17 protein-coding genes are annotated in these 17002 nt (G+C 74.2%); 6 read left to right on the top strand and 11 right to left on the bottom strand.

The features are described 5' to 3' along the window. Positions 1 to 3: 3 nt before the first annotated feature. Complete coding sequence (locus tag ACFXOZ_RS07060; RefSeq protein ID WP_380588137.1) at positions 4 to 393, bottom strand: nuclear transport factor 2 family protein; 390 nt, start codon at positions 391 to 393, stop codon at positions 4 to 6. Between the two features lie 68 nt (positions 394 to 461). After that, positions 462 to 1646, bottom strand: coding sequence for an MFS transporter (locus ACFXOZ_RS07055; protein WP_380588134.1), 1185 nt, complete (start codon positions 1644 to 1646; stop codon positions 462 to 464). 220 nt (positions 1647 to 1866) lie between these two features. On the opposite strand from ACFXOZ_RS07055, the gene ACFXOZ_RS07050 reads away from it, so the two are divergent. Beyond that, a complete protein-coding gene (locus ACFXOZ_RS07050) occupies positions 1867 to 2433 on the top strand; it encodes a TetR family transcriptional regulator (protein ID WP_380588131.1) in 567 nt (188 codons plus the stop codon). Between the two features lie 59 nt (positions 2434 to 2492). On the opposite strand, the gene ACFXOZ_RS07045 is transcribed toward ACFXOZ_RS07050, so the two are convergent. The 3 genes from ACFXOZ_RS07045 to ACFXOZ_RS07035 form a co-directional block, all read right to left on the bottom strand. Continuing rightward, on the bottom strand, positions 2493 to 2768 hold the full coding sequence (locus tag ACFXOZ_RS07045; RefSeq protein ID WP_380530712.1) for a hypothetical protein: 276 nt from the start codon (positions 2766 to 2768) through the stop codon (positions 2493 to 2495). A 214-nt stretch (positions 2769 to 2982) separates the two neighbouring features. Then, entirely contained in the window at positions 2983 to 4797 is a 1815-nt protein-coding gene (locus ACFXOZ_RS07040) for an alkaline phosphatase family protein (RefSeq protein ID WP_380588128.1), read from the bottom strand. Between the two features lie 324 nt (positions 4798 to 5121). Beyond that, a complete protein-coding gene (locus ACFXOZ_RS07035; RefSeq protein ID WP_380588125.1) occupies positions 5122 to 6813 on the bottom strand; it encodes a serine hydrolase in 1692 nt (563 codons plus the stop codon). A 251-nt stretch (positions 6814 to 7064) separates the two neighbouring features. On the opposite strand from ACFXOZ_RS07035, the gene ACFXOZ_RS07030 reads away from it, so the two are divergent. Next, positions 7065 to 8210, top strand: a complete 1146-nt coding sequence (locus ACFXOZ_RS07030) for a hypothetical protein (RefSeq protein ID WP_380588122.1) — start codon at positions 7065 to 7067, stop codon at positions 8208 to 8210. 47 nt (positions 8211 to 8257) lie between these two features. Here ACFXOZ_RS07030 and ACFXOZ_RS07025 read toward each other — a convergent pair whose 3' ends face one another. Next, positions 8258 to 9409 carry an endonuclease/exonuclease/phosphatase family protein gene (locus ACFXOZ_RS07025; RefSeq protein ID WP_380588119.1) on the bottom strand — a complete coding sequence of 384 codons (1152 nt, stop codon included), beginning with the start codon at positions 9407 to 9409 and terminating at the stop codon, positions 8258 to 8260. 86 nt (positions 9410 to 9495) lie between these two features. Between ACFXOZ_RS07025 and ACFXOZ_RS07020 the strand changes: the two genes are divergently transcribed. Together ACFXOZ_RS07020 and ACFXOZ_RS07015 are read left to right on the top strand one after the other, a co-directional pair. Further along, positions 9496 to 10227 (top strand): response regulator transcription factor, encoded by a 732-nt coding sequence (locus ACFXOZ_RS07020; protein WP_380588116.1) that lies wholly within the window; start codon positions 9496 to 9498, stop codon positions 10225 to 10227. Then, positions 10220 to 11320, top strand: coding sequence for a sensor histidine kinase (locus tag ACFXOZ_RS07015; protein ID WP_380530730.1), 1101 nt, complete (start codon positions 10220 to 10222; stop codon positions 11318 to 11320). Before ACFXOZ_RS07020 ends, ACFXOZ_RS07015 begins: the two co-directional genes overlap by 8 nt. Before the next feature lie 82 nt (positions 11321 to 11402). On the opposite strand, the gene ACFXOZ_RS07010 is transcribed toward ACFXOZ_RS07015, so the two are convergent. Next, positions 11403 to 12446 (bottom strand): GlxA family transcriptional regulator, encoded by a 1044-nt coding sequence (locus ACFXOZ_RS07010; protein ID WP_380530733.1) that lies wholly within the window; start codon positions 12444 to 12446, stop codon positions 11403 to 11405. 137 nt (positions 12447 to 12583) lie between these two features. On the opposite strand from ACFXOZ_RS07010, the gene ACFXOZ_RS07005 reads away from it, so the two are divergent. Further along, the gene (locus tag ACFXOZ_RS07005) at positions 12584 to 13507 is read left to right on the top strand and encodes an NADP-dependent oxidoreductase (protein WP_380588113.1); all 924 of its coding nucleotides are present in this window, start codon (positions 12584 to 12586) and stop codon (positions 13505 to 13507) included. Positions 13508 to 13559: 52 nt separating this feature from the next. Continuing rightward, a complete protein-coding gene (locus ACFXOZ_RS07000) occupies positions 13560 to 13784 on the top strand; it encodes a hypothetical protein (RefSeq protein ID WP_380588111.1) in 225 nt (74 codons plus the stop codon). A 23-nt stretch (positions 13785 to 13807) separates the two neighbouring features. Here the strand turns inward: ACFXOZ_RS07000 and ACFXOZ_RS06995 are convergent, their stop codons facing one another. The 4 genes from ACFXOZ_RS06995 to ACFXOZ_RS06980 form a co-directional block, all read right to left on the bottom strand. Next, the gene (locus tag ACFXOZ_RS06995) at positions 13808 to 14167 is read right to left on the bottom strand and encodes a nuclear transport factor 2 family protein (protein WP_380530739.1); all 360 of its coding nucleotides are present in this window, start codon (positions 14165 to 14167) and stop codon (positions 13808 to 13810) included. Between the two features lie 54 nt (positions 14168 to 14221). Beyond that, positions 14222 to 14842, bottom strand: coding sequence for a TMEM175 family protein (locus tag ACFXOZ_RS06990; RefSeq protein WP_380588108.1), 621 nt, complete (start codon positions 14840 to 14842; stop codon positions 14222 to 14224). A 75-nt stretch (positions 14843 to 14917) separates the two neighbouring features. Continuing rightward, positions 14918 to 16075: an FAD-dependent oxidoreductase gene (locus ACFXOZ_RS06985; RefSeq protein ID WP_380588105.1), complete on the bottom strand. Its 1158-nt coding sequence runs from the start codon at positions 16073 to 16075 to the stop codon at positions 14918 to 14920. A gap of 139 nt (positions 16076 to 16214) precedes the next feature. Next, on the bottom strand, positions 16215 to 16931 hold the full coding sequence (locus ACFXOZ_RS06980) for a TetR/AcrR family transcriptional regulator (RefSeq protein ID WP_380588102.1): 717 nt from the start codon (positions 16929 to 16931) through the stop codon (positions 16215 to 16217). Positions 16932 to 17002: the final 71 nt, after the last annotated feature.

The raw sequence follows: 17002 nt of genomic DNA, 5'->3' as shown, positions 1-17002 counted from the left end.
CAGTCAGCCGGTCAACTGGGCCTGGAAGACGGCGCTGTTGAAGTACGCCCTGGCCTCCCGGATGAGGCCGGTGTCGTCCAGTTCGTAGACGTTGATGCCGGACCAGTTGACCGGCTTGCCGTCCAGGGCGACGGCGGCGCCGCGCCAGGAGACGGCGACGTGGTGGCCGACGGTGTGGGCCTCCAGGGGCGTGAGGCCGAGGAAGGGCCGGAAGTTGGGCAGCACGGAGGCGATGAACTCGTGGATCGCTGCGCGTCCGGTGATCGGCGCGGTGCCGACGGGGTCGTGGAAGACGCCGTTCTCGGCGAAGGCGGCCGCCCAGGCGTCGGCGTCGCCGTCCTGGGAGGCGCGGAAGAACTGGAGGACGGCGGCGGGCATGGCGGGGAAGGTCATGGAAGGTCCTTTCGGATGGTGGAGCGGGAGGGTCGGGGGCGTGGCAGCGGCGGAGGCCCGGCGGCCGTTCACCCGGCCTCGGCCGGGGGCGTCGACGGTGTGTCCGTACGGCCGGGTCGACGCAGTCGGGCGGCGAGGGCGACGGCCGCGGCGAGGGCGATGAGGGCGCACACCCCCGGCCAGCCGTAGCGGGCGTGGACCCGGATGCCCAGCCAGGATCCGGCGCTGCCGCCGAGGAACGAGCAGGTCATGTAGGCGGTGTTCAGTCGGCTCCGGGCCGCCGGGTTCAGGGCGAAGATCCGGGCCTGGTTGGCGACCTGGCTGCACTGCACCGCCACGTCCAGCAGCAGGAGGCCGACGACGAGCCCGGCCAGGCCGATCGCTCCGCCCGCCGCGCCCGCGGTGAGCACGGCGGCCGCGGCGAGGGTGGCCGCGATGCACCAGCCGTTCACCCGGTCCGGGCCGTGCCGGTCGACCCAGCGGCCGGCGGCCGGGGCGCAGAACATGCTGGCCGCGCCGATCAGGGCCAGCAGGCCGACCGCCTGGGCGCCCATCCGGTAGTGGGGCCCGGTGAGCAGCAGGGCGAGTGCCGTCCAGGCGGCGCTGAACCCGGCGAAGAGGGTGGCCTGGTAGAGCGCGGAGCGGCGCAGGGCCGGCTCGGTGCGGAGCATCCGTACGGTGTCGGCGAGCAGCGCCGGGTACCGCTCGCGGGTGGCGGGCGCGGTGCTGGGCAGGGCCAGGGCGAGGACGAGCGCGAGCAGGCCGGTGAGCCCGGCGGCGACCAGGTAGGGGGCGCGCCAGCCGAGGTGGTCGCCGAGCACGCCGCCGAAGGTGCGGGCCAGCAGGATCCCGCCGATCAGGCCGCCCTGGAGGGTGCCGATCACGGCGCCGCGCCGGTCGGGTGCGACCAGGCCGGCCGCCAGGGGCAGCAGCAGTTGCGGGACGACCGTGGCCAGGCCGACGACGGCACCGGCGGCGAGCAGGAGACCGCTGCTCGGGGCGAGCCCGGCGGCCAGCAGTGCGCAGCCCGTCACGGCCAGCAGCACGCTGATCAACGGGCGGCGGGGCAGCCGGTCGCCGAGCGGGACGAGCAGGAAGATCCCGGCGGCGTACCCGAGTTGGGTGACCGTGGCCACGCCCGCCGCCGCGCCGGGCGCGATGCCGAAGCCGTCGGCGACGAGCGGGGCGAGGGCCTGCGGGAAGTAGACGTTCGCCACGCTGACGCCGCAGGCCAGCGCCATCACCAGCGGCATCCGCCGACCCAGCTCGGCGGGCGGCGACGGAACGGGCGCAGGTGGGACGGGCGCACGCGAGGCATGCACGGGTGAGGCGGGCACGAGCGAGGTAGGCGCGGGCGGACCGGTCCTGGGCATCACCACTCCATTCGAACGAACCAGTTGGTTCGGAAGCTCGGGGAGAGCGTCGCAGACCGCCGCGGGATCGTCAAACGAACCGGTTCGTTACCATCGCTCCATGGCCTACGACTCGACGGCGACCAAAGAGCGGATCCTCACGGCGGCGGCCGCCGAATTCGCCGCCCACGGCGTCGCCGGCGCCCGGGTGGACCGCATCGCCGCCCAGGCCCGGGCCAACAAGCGGGCGATCTACGACTACTTCGGCGACAAGGACAAGCTCTTCGCCGCCGTCCTCGAACGCCTGATGGCCGACCTCGCCGAGGCCGTCCCGCCCGGCGACGACGACCTGCCCGCCTACGCCGAGCGCCTCTTCGACTACCACCGCGCCCACCCCGAGGCGCTGCGGCTGCTCATGTGGGAGGCCCTCGAACTCGGCGACGGGCCCGTCCCCGGCGAGGAGGCCCGCACCCGCCACTACCAGGACAAGCTCCAGGCCGCCCAGGGCAGCGGCGACCCCCGCACCCGCCTGTTCTTCGCCCTCGGCCTGGTCGGCTGGAGCCTGGCCATGCCCCAGCTCCGCCGCATGGTCCTCGGACCCGACCACAGTCTGGACGAGCTCCGCTCCGACATCGCCCGCACCGTCGGGACCCTCCCCACCGCCCCCGCACCGACCGAGAAGGCGTAGCCCGGCGCCCAACCCCCGCAGCGGGCCGCTGGGACGATCTTCGCCGCCCCGCCCCGCCCTCACTTCGACACCGCACCACCCGGTGTCGCCCGCCGGGTGACCTTCACGCCGGGCAGCGGGGCGGCGGCCGAGGTCCGGACCGACGACGGTGGGGCGCCGCAGCGGTGCGGGGCGCGGGGGGCCGGGGTGAGCTGCCAACACCCCCTGAAACGGTCGGAGTTGTGCACTCCGATCGCGCGGTGGAAGCCGAAGGCGGCCGCCGCGAGCAGCAGTACGGCGGTGACGGTCAGCAGGATGCGGGCGCGCACGGACAACCCGGCGGTCGGCACGGACAAGGCCACTCCCGGTCTCGATTTCACCGGAATGGTCTCAACCAATCGCCGAACTCCGCAGCGATTCGGGCAAGTTGCCTGTCAGGTCCAGCTCAGGTCCAGCTCAGCGGCAGGGTCGGTCACGGCCGCGGCCGGCGGCGGCCGCACCCCGGACGGGGGAAGGGCAAGGGGCCCGCCCGGACTTCTCCGAGCGGGCCCCCTCGGCTTTCTCCCGTCGTCAGCCGACGGTGACGGTGAACGGACCGGCCAGCACCGAGTAGCCGTCGTTGGCCAGGAGGTACGCGTCGTACCGGCCCGCGCCGCCGAGCTTGCCGCTGGCGAAGGTGAGGGCGCCGCTCTGGTTCGGGGCGTAGGACCAGGTGAGCGAGGAGCGGGAGCCCGGGGTGACGCCCGCCGGGTAGAAGCCGATCCAGTTCTTGGCACCGGCCTGGGCGGCGGTGGGCAGGGCGTAGCGCAGGGTGAGGTTGCCGCCGGCGGCGACCGCGTTGAGGTCGCCGGTCAGGGTCGGGCCGGTCGCGGTGGACGGCGCGAAGGCGGCGTTCAGCGGCGTCGCGTAGGTGTCGTTGGCGGTCAGGCCGGGCAGCCCGAGGGCGGACTCGAAGGTCCGGCCGATGCCGTAGTGGTCGTAGTGCAGCGGGCTGCTGGTCCCGGCCGGAACGGTGCCCTGGGAGCCGACGACGACGGTGGCCAGGTGGTTGTAGCCCTCGTTCTGGCTCTCGTCCCAGGTCAGCACGAGCAGCGAGCGCTGCTGGGTCCAGGCCGGGGAGGACAGCACCGGGGCGAGGGTCTGCTGCAGCCAGCCGTCCTGGGTCTTGAGGCTGGTGGCGCTGCCGTTGCCGGAGGCCTCGCCGTCGTAGTAGTCGTCGGCGGCGATCCAGGAGAAGTTCGGCGTGGTGGCCGCCGACTTGAGGTCGGTGGTCAGCTGCGAGGTGTCGAACAGGTGGGCCGCGCAGCGGGCCGGGTTGCCGCTGATGTCGGTGTAGTTGATGAACGGCGCGTCGTCGGGCATGTAGGAGCTGTCGTAGGCCTTGGTGGTGTTGCAGGGCGTGCCCATGCCCTGCTCGTAGGCCTTCCAGGTCTTGCCGGCGTCCTCGATGGTGTCGCCGAGGTTGCGCTGCGGGGAGTTGATGTTGGGCCAGTAGGTGGCGCCCTTGGTGTAGGTGTCGCCGCCCGCGATCGCCAGGTAGTTCTCGTCGCTGGGGTGGTAGACACCGTGCGAGTCGGTGAGGGTGGCGCCCTGGGACATCAGGCTGTGGATGAACGGGGTGTCCGCCGGGTCGTTCATGATCTGGGCGTAGTCGGTGTTCTCCATCATGACGGTGAACACGTGGTCGTAGCCCGGCACTCGGGAGGCCGGCGGGGCGATCGGCGCGGGCGCGGCGACCGGGGTGTCGAGGGTGAGCGAGAGGTTGTCCAGGTAGCCGGTCTCGTTCGTGGTGGAGAGGAACTGCACCTCGACCTGGATCGAGCGGGTCCCGGCCGGGACGGCGCCGGTGGCGTTGCGGGAGAGGAACTTGGTGCCCAGGCCGCGGTCGGTCGCGGAGACGGTGGGCAGCTTGGCGGTGGCGCCGAGCGGGTTGCCGCCGGCGTCCTGGAAGTGCAGGCTCACCGCGGCGTAGCCGCCGTACGTGGTCCAACCGCCCAGCCAGCCCGCCAGGTTGTAGTGCACGCCGGCGCCGTCGATCGCGGTGGCCGCCGAGGAGACGTCGACGGTCTGGCTCATCGAGCCGTCCCCGAAGTTGCCCGGTGCGAAGAAGGCCTTGCCGGCGGTCTGCCCGTCGCCCGGCAGGCCGAAGGAGCCGACCGTGGAGCACATCACGTCGATCCCGCCGGCCTGGACGGTCCAGCCCGGGACGGTGGTGGCGGCGCTCCAGTCGTTGGTGCAGTAGCCGCCGGCCTCGGCGTCGCCGTTGACGATCAGGTTGCCGCTGCCGCCCGCCGCCTGGGCGCCGGCGGGGGCGCCGACGACCAGTGCGCCGATGAGCGGGAGGGTGGCGAGCAGTCCGCCGAAGGGGCTCCAGCGAAGTCGCATGGGGGTACCTCGTCCCGTGTGGTTGCGTGAGGGTGGGTGCCCGGTGGCGGTGCACCACGGGCGGGACACAGAAGTACCGGTTCCGCGCCGCCCGGGGAAGGGCGCGCGGGCGAACACGGGCCGAACTTGGTCAGACAACTTCGCGCAGCGAGCCCCGCACCGCCCTCCCGGGGGCGGCCGACGGACGGTCCGTCGCAGCTCCGGGGGGCGGTCGGGGCCCGGTGCCTCGCGCGCAGGACGTCAGGAACGGGACGCCGAGAAGCGGGCCTCAGGAACGGGACACCAGGAACCGGACACCAGGAACCGGACGTCAGGAACCGGACGTCAGGAACGGGTGAAGGTCCCGAGGCCGTCCACGTCCAGCTGCTCGACGACCACCTTGGCGGCCCGCCCGTCGCCGCCGACCGTGAAGGTCACCCCGGACAGGCCGACCGCGTTCTCGCCCTTGCTGGCGAAGCTGAACACGTCGCCGTCGAAGTGCGTCAGCGGGTACCGCAGCCCGGCGGGACCCACCGTCATCACCAGCCCGCCGTCCTGCTCGCCGACGGTCAGCGTCCCGTAGTAGCCGCTGCCGTACGTCCCGGTGTAGGCGGAGTTCGGCTTGGCCGGGGCGGCTCCGGCCGGGGGCTTGGCGTAGTCGGTCTTCGAGACGGGGCTCGCCGCGGCGGCGGGGACCACCTTGCCGAGGAAGGACAGCCAGTCGACCGTCTCGCGACCGTTCTGGGCGAGGTCGAAGAACTCCTCGGCGACCGCCTCCGGGAGGCCGGTCGGCTGGCCGTTGGTCAGCACCACGATCCCCAGCTGCTCGGAGGGCAGCAGGGTCACCGTGGTCGCCGCGCCCAGCTCGAAGCCGCCGGAGTGGTTCAGCCGCAACCGCCCCTCGGGGTCGGTGTTCACGTTCCAGCCGAGGCCGTAGAAGCCCGCGGTGGCGGCCGGCGCCCTCGGCGGGCTGTTGACGTAGTGCGGGGTGCGGGTCTCGTTCAGGGCCGCCGGGTCGATCACCGCCCGGCCCTCGAACTTCCCGTCGGCGAGCTGCAACCGCATCCAGCGGGCGAGGTCCTGCACGGTGGAGCTCACCCCGCCGGCCGGGGACTGCGAGTCGGCGTTCTCGGTGGTGCTGACCTGCCAGCCGCCGTCCGTCTTCACGTGCGGCGCCGCCTTGTTGCCCGCGGCGTCGTAGTCGGAGCGCCGGGAGCTGGTGGAGCCCATCCCCAGCGGCTTGTAGAGGACGTCCGCCGCGAGGTCCTCCCAGGCCACCCCCTTGGCCTTGGCGACGGCCACCGCCGCCTCGGTCAGGCCGTAGTTGGTGTAGGCGTAGGTCGCCCGGAACGGGCTGAGCGGCTGGTCGCGCAGGTGCTGGACGATGTAGTCGCGCTGGTAGCCGAGGTCCTCCAGCAGGTCGCCGGCGTGGTCGGGCAGGCCGCTGCGGTGCGAGAACAGGTCGGCGATCGTCACGTGGTCCGTCACGTACGGGTCGGCCAGCGCGAAGCCCGGGTCGTGGGAGGTGACCGGGTCGTCCCAGGTGGCGACCTTCTGGCCGACCGCCCCGGCGACCACCGTCGAGGAGATCGGCTTGGAGACCGAGGCCAGCTGGAACACGGTGTCCGGGTCCACCTGGTCGGGCTTGCCGAGCTGCCGGACGCCGAAGCCCTTCGCGTGGATCACCTTGTCCTGGTACACCACGGCGACCGCCACCCCGGGGACGCCGGTCTTCGCCATGGCGTCCTGCACGTAGCCGTCGATCCGGCCCACGGCGGAGTTCACCTGCTGGTCCGTCAGCTGCGGCGCCGGCTGGGCGGGCGGCGCGGTGGCCGGGGCGGAGGAGGGCGCGGCGGAGGGGGACTGCGTGGGCGCGGCCTCGGGGTCGGTGGCGGCCGCCGAGGTGCACCCGGCGAGCAGCGGGCCGCTCAGCAGCAGGGCCGCCAGCGCCGGTGCGCCCACGGCCCGGCCGGGGCCGTGGGCGGTGCGGCGGGCTGCGTGGTCGCCTGCGTGGCGGGCTGCGCCGTGACGATCCATCGGGGTCCTCCCTCGTCAAGGCGGCGCGGCTCCAGGTCCGTCGGTGCCGCCGTCCGCCGTACGGCGGGAGTGTGAACGGCTCCACGCGCCCCAGGCGGCCGCCGCGCGCTGTCCCCCACGGAATCCACCCGTCCGGCGGCGGGCTGCGGCACAGCACCGGAAGCTCCGGGCCGCCGAGGGTCTGGTCACGCGTGCCCGGGCCTGCCAAGCTCTCAGGCGCCAACTGGCCCGAACGATCAGGAGAACGACGGATGCGACTGCTCGGACCGATACGGTCCCTGTCCCGCTGGCTCACGGTGGCGGCGCTGATCCTGGGCGGCCTGACCCTCGCGGTCGCCCCGGCCGCCCAGGCGGCCCAGCCCGCCCGGACCGTACCGGCCTCGCAGACCTCGCAGGCCTCGCAGACCTCGCAGGCCTCGCCGCAGGCCGCCGGCACGACGACGATCTGCGGCTACACCCCGGTGCCCACCGGCTGGGTGATCGTCAGTGAGCAGTGGTCCGGGTGCAGCGGCTACGGGCTGTTCACCATCGCCGACGCCTCGGCCCTGACCTCCGTCCAGGCCTGCTGGAACGGGCCGATCCCGAGCGGCTGGGTGATCACCGCGATGCAGAGCGGTGCCGGCACCTGCGGGAGCTACCCGCTGTACTCGCTGCTCAAGGTCACCACCCAGACCGTCCTCCAGGACTGCGGGCAGTCCCCGATCCCGCCGGGCTGGGTGATCACCGCGATCCAGACCGTCTCCCCGGCCTGCGGCACCTACAGCACGTACACCCTCGTCCCGCTGGGCGACCGGACCAGTGTCCAGGCCTGCGGCAACTGGCCCGTGCCCACGGGGTGGGTGATCACCGCGATGCAGAACGGCGCGGGCTGCGGCAACTACCCGCTGTACTCGCTGCTCAAGGTCACCACCCAGACCACCCTCCAGGACTGCGGACAGTCCGCCCTCCCCAGCGGCTGGGTGATCACCGCCATCCAGACCACCTCCGCCGCCTGCGGCACCTACGGGACGTACACCATCGTCCAGTTGTCGAACCAGAGCAGCATCCAGGCCTGCGGCAACTCGCCCGTGCCCACCGGCTGGGTGATCACCTCGACCCAGAACGGCGCCGGCTGCGGCAACTACCCGCTGTACTCGCTGCTCAAGGTCACCACCCAGACCACCCTCCAGGACTGCGCGCAGTCCGCCGTCCCGGCGGGCTGGGTGATCACCGCGGTCCAGAGCAACTCCTCGCTCTGCGGCACCTACGGGACGTACACCATCGTCAAGGTCACCGACCAGACCAGCATGCAGGTCTGCGGGCCCTCCACGATCCCGGCCGGCTGGGTCGTCAGTCGGCAGGGCTCCGGCGCCCAGTGCGGCGTCTACGTCGTCTACACCATCACCAAGTCGGCCTGATCCGACCGCAGTTCGGACTCCCTCCTGCCCCGTCCGGGGCAGGAGGTTCACCAGCGGATGCCGGCCGCCACCGGCAGGTGGTCGCTGCCGTCGTCCGGCAGGACCCGGGAGTAGGTCGCCGTCACTCCGCGGAGCAGGATCTGGTCGATCCGCACCATCGGGAAGGAGGCCGGGTAGCTGAATCCGAAGCCGTCCCCGGCCGTGTCCTGGGCCGAGCGCATCCCGGCGGTGAGGCCGGCGAGCGCGCGGTCGTCCAGGGTGCCGTTCAGGTCGCCGAGCAGCAGCGCCCGCTCGCTCCGGTCGGCGGCGAGGGAGCGGCCGAGGGCCTGCACGCCGATGTCGCGGGAGGCCGTCCAGAAGCCGGTGGCGGGGGTCACCCGGACGGACCCCAGATGCGCCACGTAGACGGTCAGCGGCCCCCGGGCGGTGGTCACCGTGGTGCGCAGCGCCCGGTTCTCAGCCAGGTCGCGGGCGGCCGGCGCGCGCTCCGCCAGCGGGCCGTAGTCCATCACGTCGATCGGCTCGGCCCCGCCCAGCGGCAGCCTGCTCCAGAGGCCGACGGTGCCCAGCACCACGTGGTACGGGTACGCCGCCGCCAGCCCCTGCTCGTACGCGCCCGCCGCCTGCGGGGTGAGCTCGACCAGGGCCAGCAGGTCCGCGCCGGAGCCGGCCAGGTGGCGTGCGGTGGCGTCCGGGTCCGGGTTGTCGGCGTTCACGTTCTGCTCGGCCACGGTGAGGTCGCCGCCCGGGCGGGACTTGTCGAGGAGCAGGCCGCCGAAGAGGTTCAGCCACGCCGCGACCGGGAGCAGCAGCGCCAGCACGGCGGCGGCGGACCGCCGCCACAACGCGGCGGCCAGCAGCAGCGGGACGAACAGGCCGAACCACGGCAGGAGGTTCTCCACCAGGCTGCCGAGGTGCCACCCGGCGTTCGGGACCTGCGCGTGCAGCAGCAGGAGCAGGCCGAGCAGCAGCGCCAGCGCGGTGAGGACCGGCCCGCGCTGCCAGGGCTCCGGCCGGGCGGCGGCGCGGAGCACCCGGAGCACCCGGAGCGCCCGGAGCGGCGCCGCGCGCCGGGCGCCGGGCTCCCCCGGCTCTGCGGTCGGCTCCCCGGGTCCTGCGGTCGGCTCCGGCGTCCGCTCCGGCGTCCGCTCCGCACGGTCGTGCGTGGCCGTTCTCGTCCTGCCCTGCTCGTGGTTCATGCCGCCAGTCAACGCAACGGTCCGTTGCCCCGGCGTATGCGTTTTCCGATACGCGGACGATAGGTGCCGGCTCGTAGCATCGGGGGATGCGAGTGCTGATCGTCGAGGACGAGCTCTACCTGGCCGAGGCCATCCGGGACGGTCTGCGGCTGGAGGCGATCGCGGCCGACATCGCGGGGGACGGGGACACCGCGCTGGAGCTGCTCGCCGTCAACGCCTACGACATCGCCGTCCTCGACCGGGACGTCCCCGGGACCTCCGGGGACGAGATCGCCCGGCGCATCGTCGCCTCCGGCAGCGGCCAGCCGATCCTGATGCTCACCGCGGCCGACCGGCTCGACCAAAAGGCCTCCGGGTTCGAACTGGGCGCCGACGACTACCTCACCAAGCCCTTCGAGCTGCGCGAACTCGCGCTCCGGCTCCGGGCCCTGGACCGCAGGCGCGGCCACAGCAGGCCGCCGGTGCGGGAGCTCGCGGGCCTGCGGGTGGACCCGTTCCGGCGCGAGGTCCACCGGGACGGCCGGTTCGTCGCACTGACCAGGAAGCAGTTCGCCGTGCTCGACGTCCTGGTCGCCGCGGAGGGCGGCGTGGTCAGCTCCGAGGAGCTGCTCGAACGGGCCTGGGACGAGAACGCCGACCCGTTGACGAACGCCGTGCGGATCACCGTCTCGGCCCTGCGCAAGCGGCTCGGCGAGCCGTGGATCATCGCCACCGTGCCGGGCGTCGGCTACCGCATCGACGCGCCGCCGCCCGGCTCCGGCACCGGCTCCGCATCCGGCTCCCGCTCCGGGCCCGAGGGCGGCGGGCCGCGTGGGTAGGGCGCCCGGGCCGAGCGTCCGGCTGAAACTCACCCTCAGCTACGCCGGGTTCCTCATGGTCGCCGCGGTCCTGCTGCTCACCGCGGTCTGGCTGTTCCTGCTCCGCTACGTCCCCGACCGGGCGTTCCTCATCCCCGGCTCCACCGACCTCCCGACCCGCGGGGTGTTCCCGGTCCGCTCCAACCTGCTGCGCGTCTTCGCCCCGCGGGCCGCCCTGGTGCTGGCGTTCCTGCTGGTGTTCGGCCTGGTCGGCGGGTGGATCCTGGCCGGCCGGGTCCTGGCTCCGCTGAGCCGCATCACCGCCGCCACCAGGCTGGCCTCGACCGGATCGCTCGCCCACCGGATCCGGCTGCCGGGCCGCGCGGACGAGTTCCGCGAGCTCGCCGACGCCTTCGACACCATGCTGGACCGGCTCGAAGCCCACGTCGGCGCGCAGCAGCGGTTCGCCGCCAACGCCTCGCACGAGCTGCGCACCCCGCTGGCCACCTCCAAGGCGCTCCTCGACGTCGCCCGGAGCGATCCCGACCGGGACCCCGGCGTGGTCATCGACCGCCTCCACGTCGTCAACGCCCGGGCGATCGAGCTCACCGAGGCGCTGCTCCTGCTCAGCCGGGCCGGCCAGCGCTCCTACACCCGGGAACCGGTCGACCTGTCCCTGCTGGCGGAGGAGGCGGCCGAGACCCTGCTGCCGCTCGCGGAACGGCACGGCGTCACCGTGGAGACCTCCGGCGCCGCCGCCCCCACCACCGGCTCCCCGGCGCTGCTGCTCCAGCTGACCGTGAACCTGGTGCACAACGCGATCGTCCACAACCTGCCCGCGGGCGGCACCGTACGGGTCGGCACCCGGGTCCGCCCGGGGGCCGCGCTGCTCGTCGTCGAGAACACCGGCGAGCCGCTCGCCCCGGAGCTGGTCGCGACGCTCACCGAGCCGTTCCAGCGCGGCACCGGGCGCGTCCGCAACCACCACGCGGGCGTCGGGCTGGGCCTGGCGATCGTCCGGTCCATCGCCGAGGCCCACGACGGGACGCTCACCCTCGGCCCGCGCCCGGGCGGCGGGCTGCGCGTCACGGTGGAGCTGCCCGCGCCGCCCTGACCGGGCCCGGGCACCTGGGCACCTGGGCACCTGGGCACCTGGGCACGGCCACCCTGGTACGGGCGCGACCGGCCGGGGGCGGTCACCTGAGCGCGGCCACCCGGTCGTCCGTGCCGAAGGTGCGGCGGTAGGAGGCGGGCGAGATGCCGAAGGCCGCCCGCATGTGGGCGCGCAGGGAATTCGCGGTGCCGAAGCCCGCCCGGTGGGCGACCAGGTCGATGGGCAGGTCCGTGGTCTCCAGGAGCTGCTTGGCCAGTTCGAGCCGCTGGGCGGTGAGCCACTGGACCGGCGTCATGCCGACCTCGTCGCGGAAGCGCCGGGTGAAGGAGCGCAGGCTCATCCGGGCGTGCTCGGCGAGCCTGGTGAGCGGCAGCGGCTCGTCGAGGTGGGCGAGCGCCCAGGCCCGGGTTGCGGTGGTGCCCGCGATGGTGGGGTCGGGGACGGGACGGTCGATGTACTGGGCCTGCCCGCCGTCCCGCCACGGCGGCACGACGCACATCCGGGCGACCCGGTTGGCGGTGGCCGCACCGTGGTCGCGGCGGATCAGGTGCAGGCAGAGGTCGACGCCCGCGGCCACCCCGGCGGAGGTGAGCACGTCGCCGTCGTCGACGAAGAGCACCTCCTCGTCGACCTTGACCGTGGGGTAGGCCCGGCGGAACTCGGGGGCGAGGTTCCAGTGGGTGGTGGCCGGCCGGCCGTCGAGCAGCCCGGCCGCGGCGAGCACGTAGGAGCCGGAGCAGATCGACACCAGCCGGGTGCCGGGGCGGATCCGGGCGACGGCCGCCGTGACCTCGGGCGGCAGCGGGCCGCCGGTGCCCAGCTCGGGCATCGCATGGGTGGGCGGGATCACCACGGTGTCCGCCGCGGCCAGGGCCTCGGGCCCAGCGGCGGGCTGCACGGTGAAACCCGCGTCACTGAGGACGGCGGCGCCGTCGGCGGTGCAGACCGTGACCTCGTAGAGCCGGCGGCCCTCGGCGTCCTCCGCGCTGCCGAACACCCGGGAGGGGATGCCCAGCTCGAACGGGGGGACCCCGGGCAGGGCCAGCACCGCGACCCGGTGCGGATCGGGCGCCAACGGCGCCGGGTCCGAGCAGTTCCGCGGGGCCTCCGGCCGGATCCTTGCCATGGCCAGATCCTGTCACACAGTGGCCGGACGGCCAACCCCGCGCTGGTGCCGGGCACGGAATGGTTGACCTCGTTGCGCCGGGCAGGCCCGGCAGTGGAACGGATCGACCGGATCCGACGAGAGCAAGGCGTACGGACATGCGTGCAGTCGTGGTGGAGCAGTGGGGCGGCCCGGAGCAGCTGGTGGAGCGGGAGCTGGCGCGGCCCGAGCCGGGGATGAACGAGGTCCTGGTGAAGGTGCACGCGGCCGGGGTGAACCCGGTGGACTGGAAGACCAGGGCGAGCGGGGCGCTCATCGGGTGGGGCGAGGTGCCGGCGGTCGGCTGGGACGTCTCCGGCACGGTGGAGGCCGTCGGCCCCGGGGTGAGCAACCACCGCCCCGGCGACGAGGTCTACGGCATGCCGCTGTTCCCGCGCCAGGCCGGCGGCTACGCCGAGTACGTCGTCGCCCCGGCCCGGCACCTCGCCCCGAAGCCGGCCGGTCTGTCGCACGTGGAGGCGGCGGCGCTGCCGCTGGCCGGGCTGACCGCCTGGCAGGCCCTGGTCGACGCCGCCGACGTGCGCCCCGGCGAGCGGGTGCTGGTGCACGCGGCGGCCGGCGGCGTCGGCCACCTGGCGGTCCAGATCGCGAAGGCGCGCGGCGCGTACGTCATCGGCACGGCCAGCGCGGGCAAGCACGACCTGCTGCGCGAGCTGGGCGCGGACGAGGTGGTCGACTACCGCGAGGTCCGCTTCGAGGAGGCCGTGTCCGACGTGGACGTGGTCCTCGACGGGCTCGGCGGCGAGACGGCCGAGCGGTCCATGAAGGTGCTGCGTCCCGGCGGCCGGCTGATCACCCTCCCCGGCCCGGGCGACGTCCCCGCGGCGCAGGAGGGCGTCAGCGCGAGCTGGGTCCTGGTCGAGCCCGACCACCTGGGCCTGCGCGAGCTCACCGCCTTGGCCGAGCGGGGCGCACTGCGGCCCGTGGTCGAGGCCGTCCTCCCGCTCGACCAGGCCGCCAAGGCCCATGAGCTCGGCGAGCTGGGCCGCACCACCGGCAAGATCGTCCTGACCGTCGCCTGACGGTCCCGGCACGGCGGCGGTGACCGGGGCCGGGCGTGATCGTTGTGCGGGCATGACCATCACCAAGCGCGTCGTCGCGCTCACCGCCCTGGCCGCCGCCGCCCTCTCGCTGGCCGCCGTCCCCGCCTCCGCCGCCGGACACGTCCGGCACATCGAACCGCCCGTCACCGTCATCCAGTGCGAGGAGGGCGGCGGGTTCGTCGCCAGCGACATCCGCGAACGCCGGGAGTTCTGCGTCGGCGGGGAGTTCGACGACCGCTACGTCGTCTGGCTGTAGTCCGGCCGGATCCAGGGCGTGCGCTACACCTCCGGCCCGTACGCGCCGAGGCCGTGGCAGACCAGGCCGTCGCGGAAGGTGAGCACCTCCGCGACGGCCCGGCCGCGCTCGTTGCGGTAGTTGATGACGAGGGTGTCCACGGAGGCCCGGACGTCCTCGACGGTGAAGTGCAGGTCGGGCAGGTGCTGGAGGCCCTTGCGCCAGTAGACGCGCAGGGCCTCCTTGCCGCGCACCTCGCCGGACGGGTCGCCGATCAGCTCGACGATCCGGGGCGAGGCGAAGACGACGTCCTCGGTGAAGTGGGCGAGGATGCGCTCCAGGTCGTGGGAGTTCCAGGCGGCGGCCCAGTCCTGGGCGAAGCGGGTGGCGAAGGCGTGGTCCATGGCCCGGACGCTACGACAACTCCCGCTCCCCCGGCCGTGGTTTCCGCGATCCGGTCAGGTCCCCTGCGCCAGCAGCGGCACCCGCACCTGGTTGAACCCGTAGTAGACGGCCAGCAGTCCGTGGACGGCGAGGGCGGCCGGGGCGGAGAGGAAGGCCAGCGCGACGGTGAGCGGGTAGACCACCAGCCCCAGTTCGAACCGCCACCGGGCGGCCCGGGCCGCCGGCACGTCCACCTGCCCGTCGAAGCAGCGGACGGTGCGCGTGACGTGGTTCCAGAAGGCGGAGAACAGCACCGCCTGACCGACCATCACCGCGCCGTACACGGCCGCCGCGACGTTCGCCGCCGAGCCGTTGCGCAGGTTCTGCGCGACCACGGCGGTCGGGAACGGCAGCACGGAGATCAGCATGAGCAGCAGCAGGTTGAGGAACATCAGGGTGCGGTCGACCCGGGCGAGGTGGGCGAACAGGGTGTGGTGGTTGACCCAGACCACCCCGATCACCAGGAAGCTCACCACGTAGGCGAAGTAGGACGGCCACTGCGCCCCGAGCGCCCGCCACAGCTCCGCCGCCCCGTGCGCCTGCGGGATCTTGATCTCCAGCACCAGCAGGGTGATCGCGATCGCGAACACCCCGTCGCTGAACGCCTCGATCCGGCCCGTGTCCCTGGTCTCCACCGGGCGAGCATCTCAGCCGGGCGGCCGCACCCCGCCGCGCAACGCGCCGGGAGCACCGGCGCGCCGGTCAGCCGGTCACTCGGCCGCGGGGGCGGGGGCGGAGGCGGGGGCGGGGGTGAAGAACTCGACCATCCGGTCGAGTCCGTGCTCGCCGAACATCGACTCCAGGCTGGCGGCGGAGTCCGCGGCGGACGCCTCGGCGCGCGGGAACAGGGCCGTCTCGTAGGCGGCCAGCGCGGCCGCGGTGTCGCCGGGGTGGGCGACCAGGGCCGCGGCGAGTTCGGCGCCGTCGAGCATGGCCAGGTTGGCGCCCTCGCCCGCGAACGGGGACATCAGGTGGGCGGCGTCCCCGAGGAGCGTCACCCCCGGGGTCGGCTCCCAGCGGTGGCCGACCGGCAGGGCGTGGATGCGGCGCGGGGTGAGGGTGTCCGCGTCGGCGACCAGGGCGCGCAGGTCGTCGTGCCAGCCGTCGAAGCGGGCGAGGACGCCGGCCCGGGCGGCGGCGAGGTCGGTGAAGTCGACGGTGTCGAGCCAGCCCTCGTCGGCCCGCACGGCGGCGTAGACGTGGAGGCTGCCGTCGCTCTCCCGGTGCGCGAGGAAGCCGCAGCCGCCGCCCAGGCCGAGGAAGAAGCCGCCGCCGATCAGGGCGGCGCTGCGCGGGTGGCGGGCGTCGGCGTCGTGCAGGTCGGCCTCGGCGAAGGAGATGCCGGTGTAGGCGGGCACGGCATCGGAGAGCAGCGGCCGCACCCGGGACCAGGCGCCGTCGGCGCCGATCAGGAGGTCGGTGGTGACGGTGGACCCGTCGGCGAAGGTCACCTCGTGGCGGCCGCCGCCGAGCGGTCGGACGCCGGTGACCTTGCTCCCCCAGCGGACGGTGCCCTCGGGCAGCGAGGCCAGCAGCAGGTCGCGCAGGTCGCCGCGGTCGACCTCGGGGCGGCCGCCGGTGCCGTCGTCCTGCTCCGCGACGCGGACCACGGCGTCGGGGCCGACCAGGCGCATCTCCTGGCCGCCCGCGTGGACGAGCCCCAGGAAGTCCTCGTACAGGCCGGCGGCCCGCAGCGCCCGCTGACCGGTCTCCTCGTGGATGTCGAGCATGCCGCCCTGGGCCCGGGCGGCGGCGGAGGCCTCCAGTTCGAAGACGACGGCCGGGACGCCGTGGACGTGCAGCACGCGGGCGGCGGTGAGACCGCCGAGACCGCCGCCGATGATCGCGATGGGGTGGTGGGTGCTCATGGGTGCCTCCTGAGGACTGACCGGACTCCTCCACGGTAACGAACATGTTCGTTCCGAACAAGTTCGTCCATGGGCGTGCCGACGCCCGGCGCCCCGGACAACCGAGGCCCCGGGTGGGCGGGGCGCCGGACGGGAGGGTTCAGCCCTCCGCGCCCGGGACCGGCGTCCCGGTGATGCCGTTGACCAGCACGTCGAAGCCCCAGCGCAGGCGCTGCTCGGCCGAGCCGCCGACCAGGACGGGCATGTGCGCCCGGATCGCCGGGTGGGTGCCCTCGTCCGCCGTCCGCAGGGCCCGGGCGGTGGCGCTCCAGGCCTCGTCGGACGCCGGGTCCTGGGCCTGGGTCGCGTGCTCGGCCGCCGTGGCGGTGGCGTCCTGGAGCAACTTGTCCACGCCCCAGGCGACCTGCTCCCGGGGTGCGCCGCTGCGGGACAGCAGGCCGAGGACGCACTCCACCAGTCGCAGGTAGTTCTCGCCACTGGGCCGCGCCACGACGGCCGAGCGGGCGAGCTGGGGGTGCGCGAAGAGCACGGCGGTGTAGGAGGCCAGGACGGCGCGGAGCCGCTCGCGCCAGTCGTCCCCCTCGACGGCCGCGGCGCCGTCGGGGCGCCCGCCGGTCAGGTCGACCTCCCCCAGCAGGGCGTCCAGGACGGCGGCGTGCAGCTCGGCGGTGTTGGCCACGTAGACGTACAGCGAGGCCGGGCCGGTGTCCAGCTCCGCGGCCAGGCGGCGCATGGTGACCTTCTCCAGCCCCTCCGCCCGCATGACCCGTACGGCGGTGTCGACGATCCACCGACGGGACAGGGCGGGCTTCGCCGGGCGCTCCCGGCGGCTGATCGGCTCTCTTCTCGCGGTCATCCCCCGATCGTAACGAACGCGTTCGGGGCGGCCCGGGCCCGTCCGGACACCGATCCGCCCCGGTGCATGGA

Origin of the sequence: Kitasatospora sp. NPDC059160, assembly GCF_042755465.1 — a bacterium.
Lineage (GTDB): Bacteria > Actinomycetota > Actinomycetes > Streptomycetales > Streptomycetaceae > Kitasatospora.
This window is presented reverse-complemented; position numbering and strand designations above follow the sequence as displayed.

Excerpts from the sequence above, each read along its gene's own strand:
- ACFXOZ_RS07060 (WP_380588137.1), bottom strand. The coding sequence starts at position 393 with ATGACCTTCCCCGCCATGCCCGCCGCCGTCCTCCAGTTCTTCCGCGCC.
- ACFXOZ_RS07010 (WP_380530733.1), bottom strand. The coding sequence starts at position 12,446 with ATGGCAAGGATCCGGCCGGAGGCCCCGCGGAACTGCTCGGACCCGGCG.
- ACFXOZ_RS07005 (WP_380588113.1), top strand. The coding sequence starts at position 12,584 with ATGCGTGCAGTCGTGGTGGAGCAGTGGGGCGGCCCGGAGCAGCTGGTG.
- ACFXOZ_RS07040 (WP_380588128.1), bottom strand. The coding sequence starts at position 4,797 with ATGCGACTTCGCTGGAGCCCCTTCGGCGGACTGCTCGCCACCCTCCCG.
- ACFXOZ_RS07050 (WP_380588131.1), top strand. The coding sequence starts at position 1,867 with ATGGCCTACGACTCGACGGCGACCAAAGAGCGGATCCTCACGGCGGCG.
- ACFXOZ_RS06995 (WP_380530739.1), bottom strand. The coding sequence starts at position 14,167 with ATGGACCACGCCTTCGCCACCCGCTTCGCCCAGGACTGGGCCGCCGCC.
- ACFXOZ_RS07000 (WP_380588111.1), top strand. The coding sequence starts at position 13,560 with ATGACCATCACCAAGCGCGTCGTCGCGCTCACCGCCCTGGCCGCCGCC.
- ACFXOZ_RS07055 (WP_380588134.1), bottom strand. The coding sequence starts at position 1,646 with ATGCCGCTGGTGATGGCGCTGGCCTGCGGCGTCAGCGTGGCGAACGTC.
- ACFXOZ_RS07030 (WP_380588122.1), top strand. The coding sequence starts at position 7,065 with ATGCGACTGCTCGGACCGATACGGTCCCTGTCCCGCTGGCTCACGGTG.
- ACFXOZ_RS06980 (WP_380588102.1), bottom strand. The coding sequence starts at position 16,931 with ATGACCGCGAGAAGAGAGCCGATCAGCCGCCGGGAGCGCCCGGCGAAG.
- ACFXOZ_RS06985 (WP_380588105.1), bottom strand. The coding sequence starts at position 16,075 with ATGAGCACCCACCACCCCATCGCGATCATCGGCGGCGGTCTCGGCGGT.
- ACFXOZ_RS07025 (WP_380588119.1), bottom strand. The coding sequence starts at position 9,409 with ATGAACCACGAGCAGGGCAGGACGAGAACGGCCACGCACGACCGTGCG.
- ACFXOZ_RS07020 (WP_380588116.1), top strand. The coding sequence starts at position 9,496 with ATGCGAGTGCTGATCGTCGAGGACGAGCTCTACCTGGCCGAGGCCATC.
- ACFXOZ_RS07035 (WP_380588125.1), bottom strand. The coding sequence starts at position 6,813 with ATGGATCGTCACGGCGCAGCCCGCCACGCAGGCGACCACGCAGCCCGC.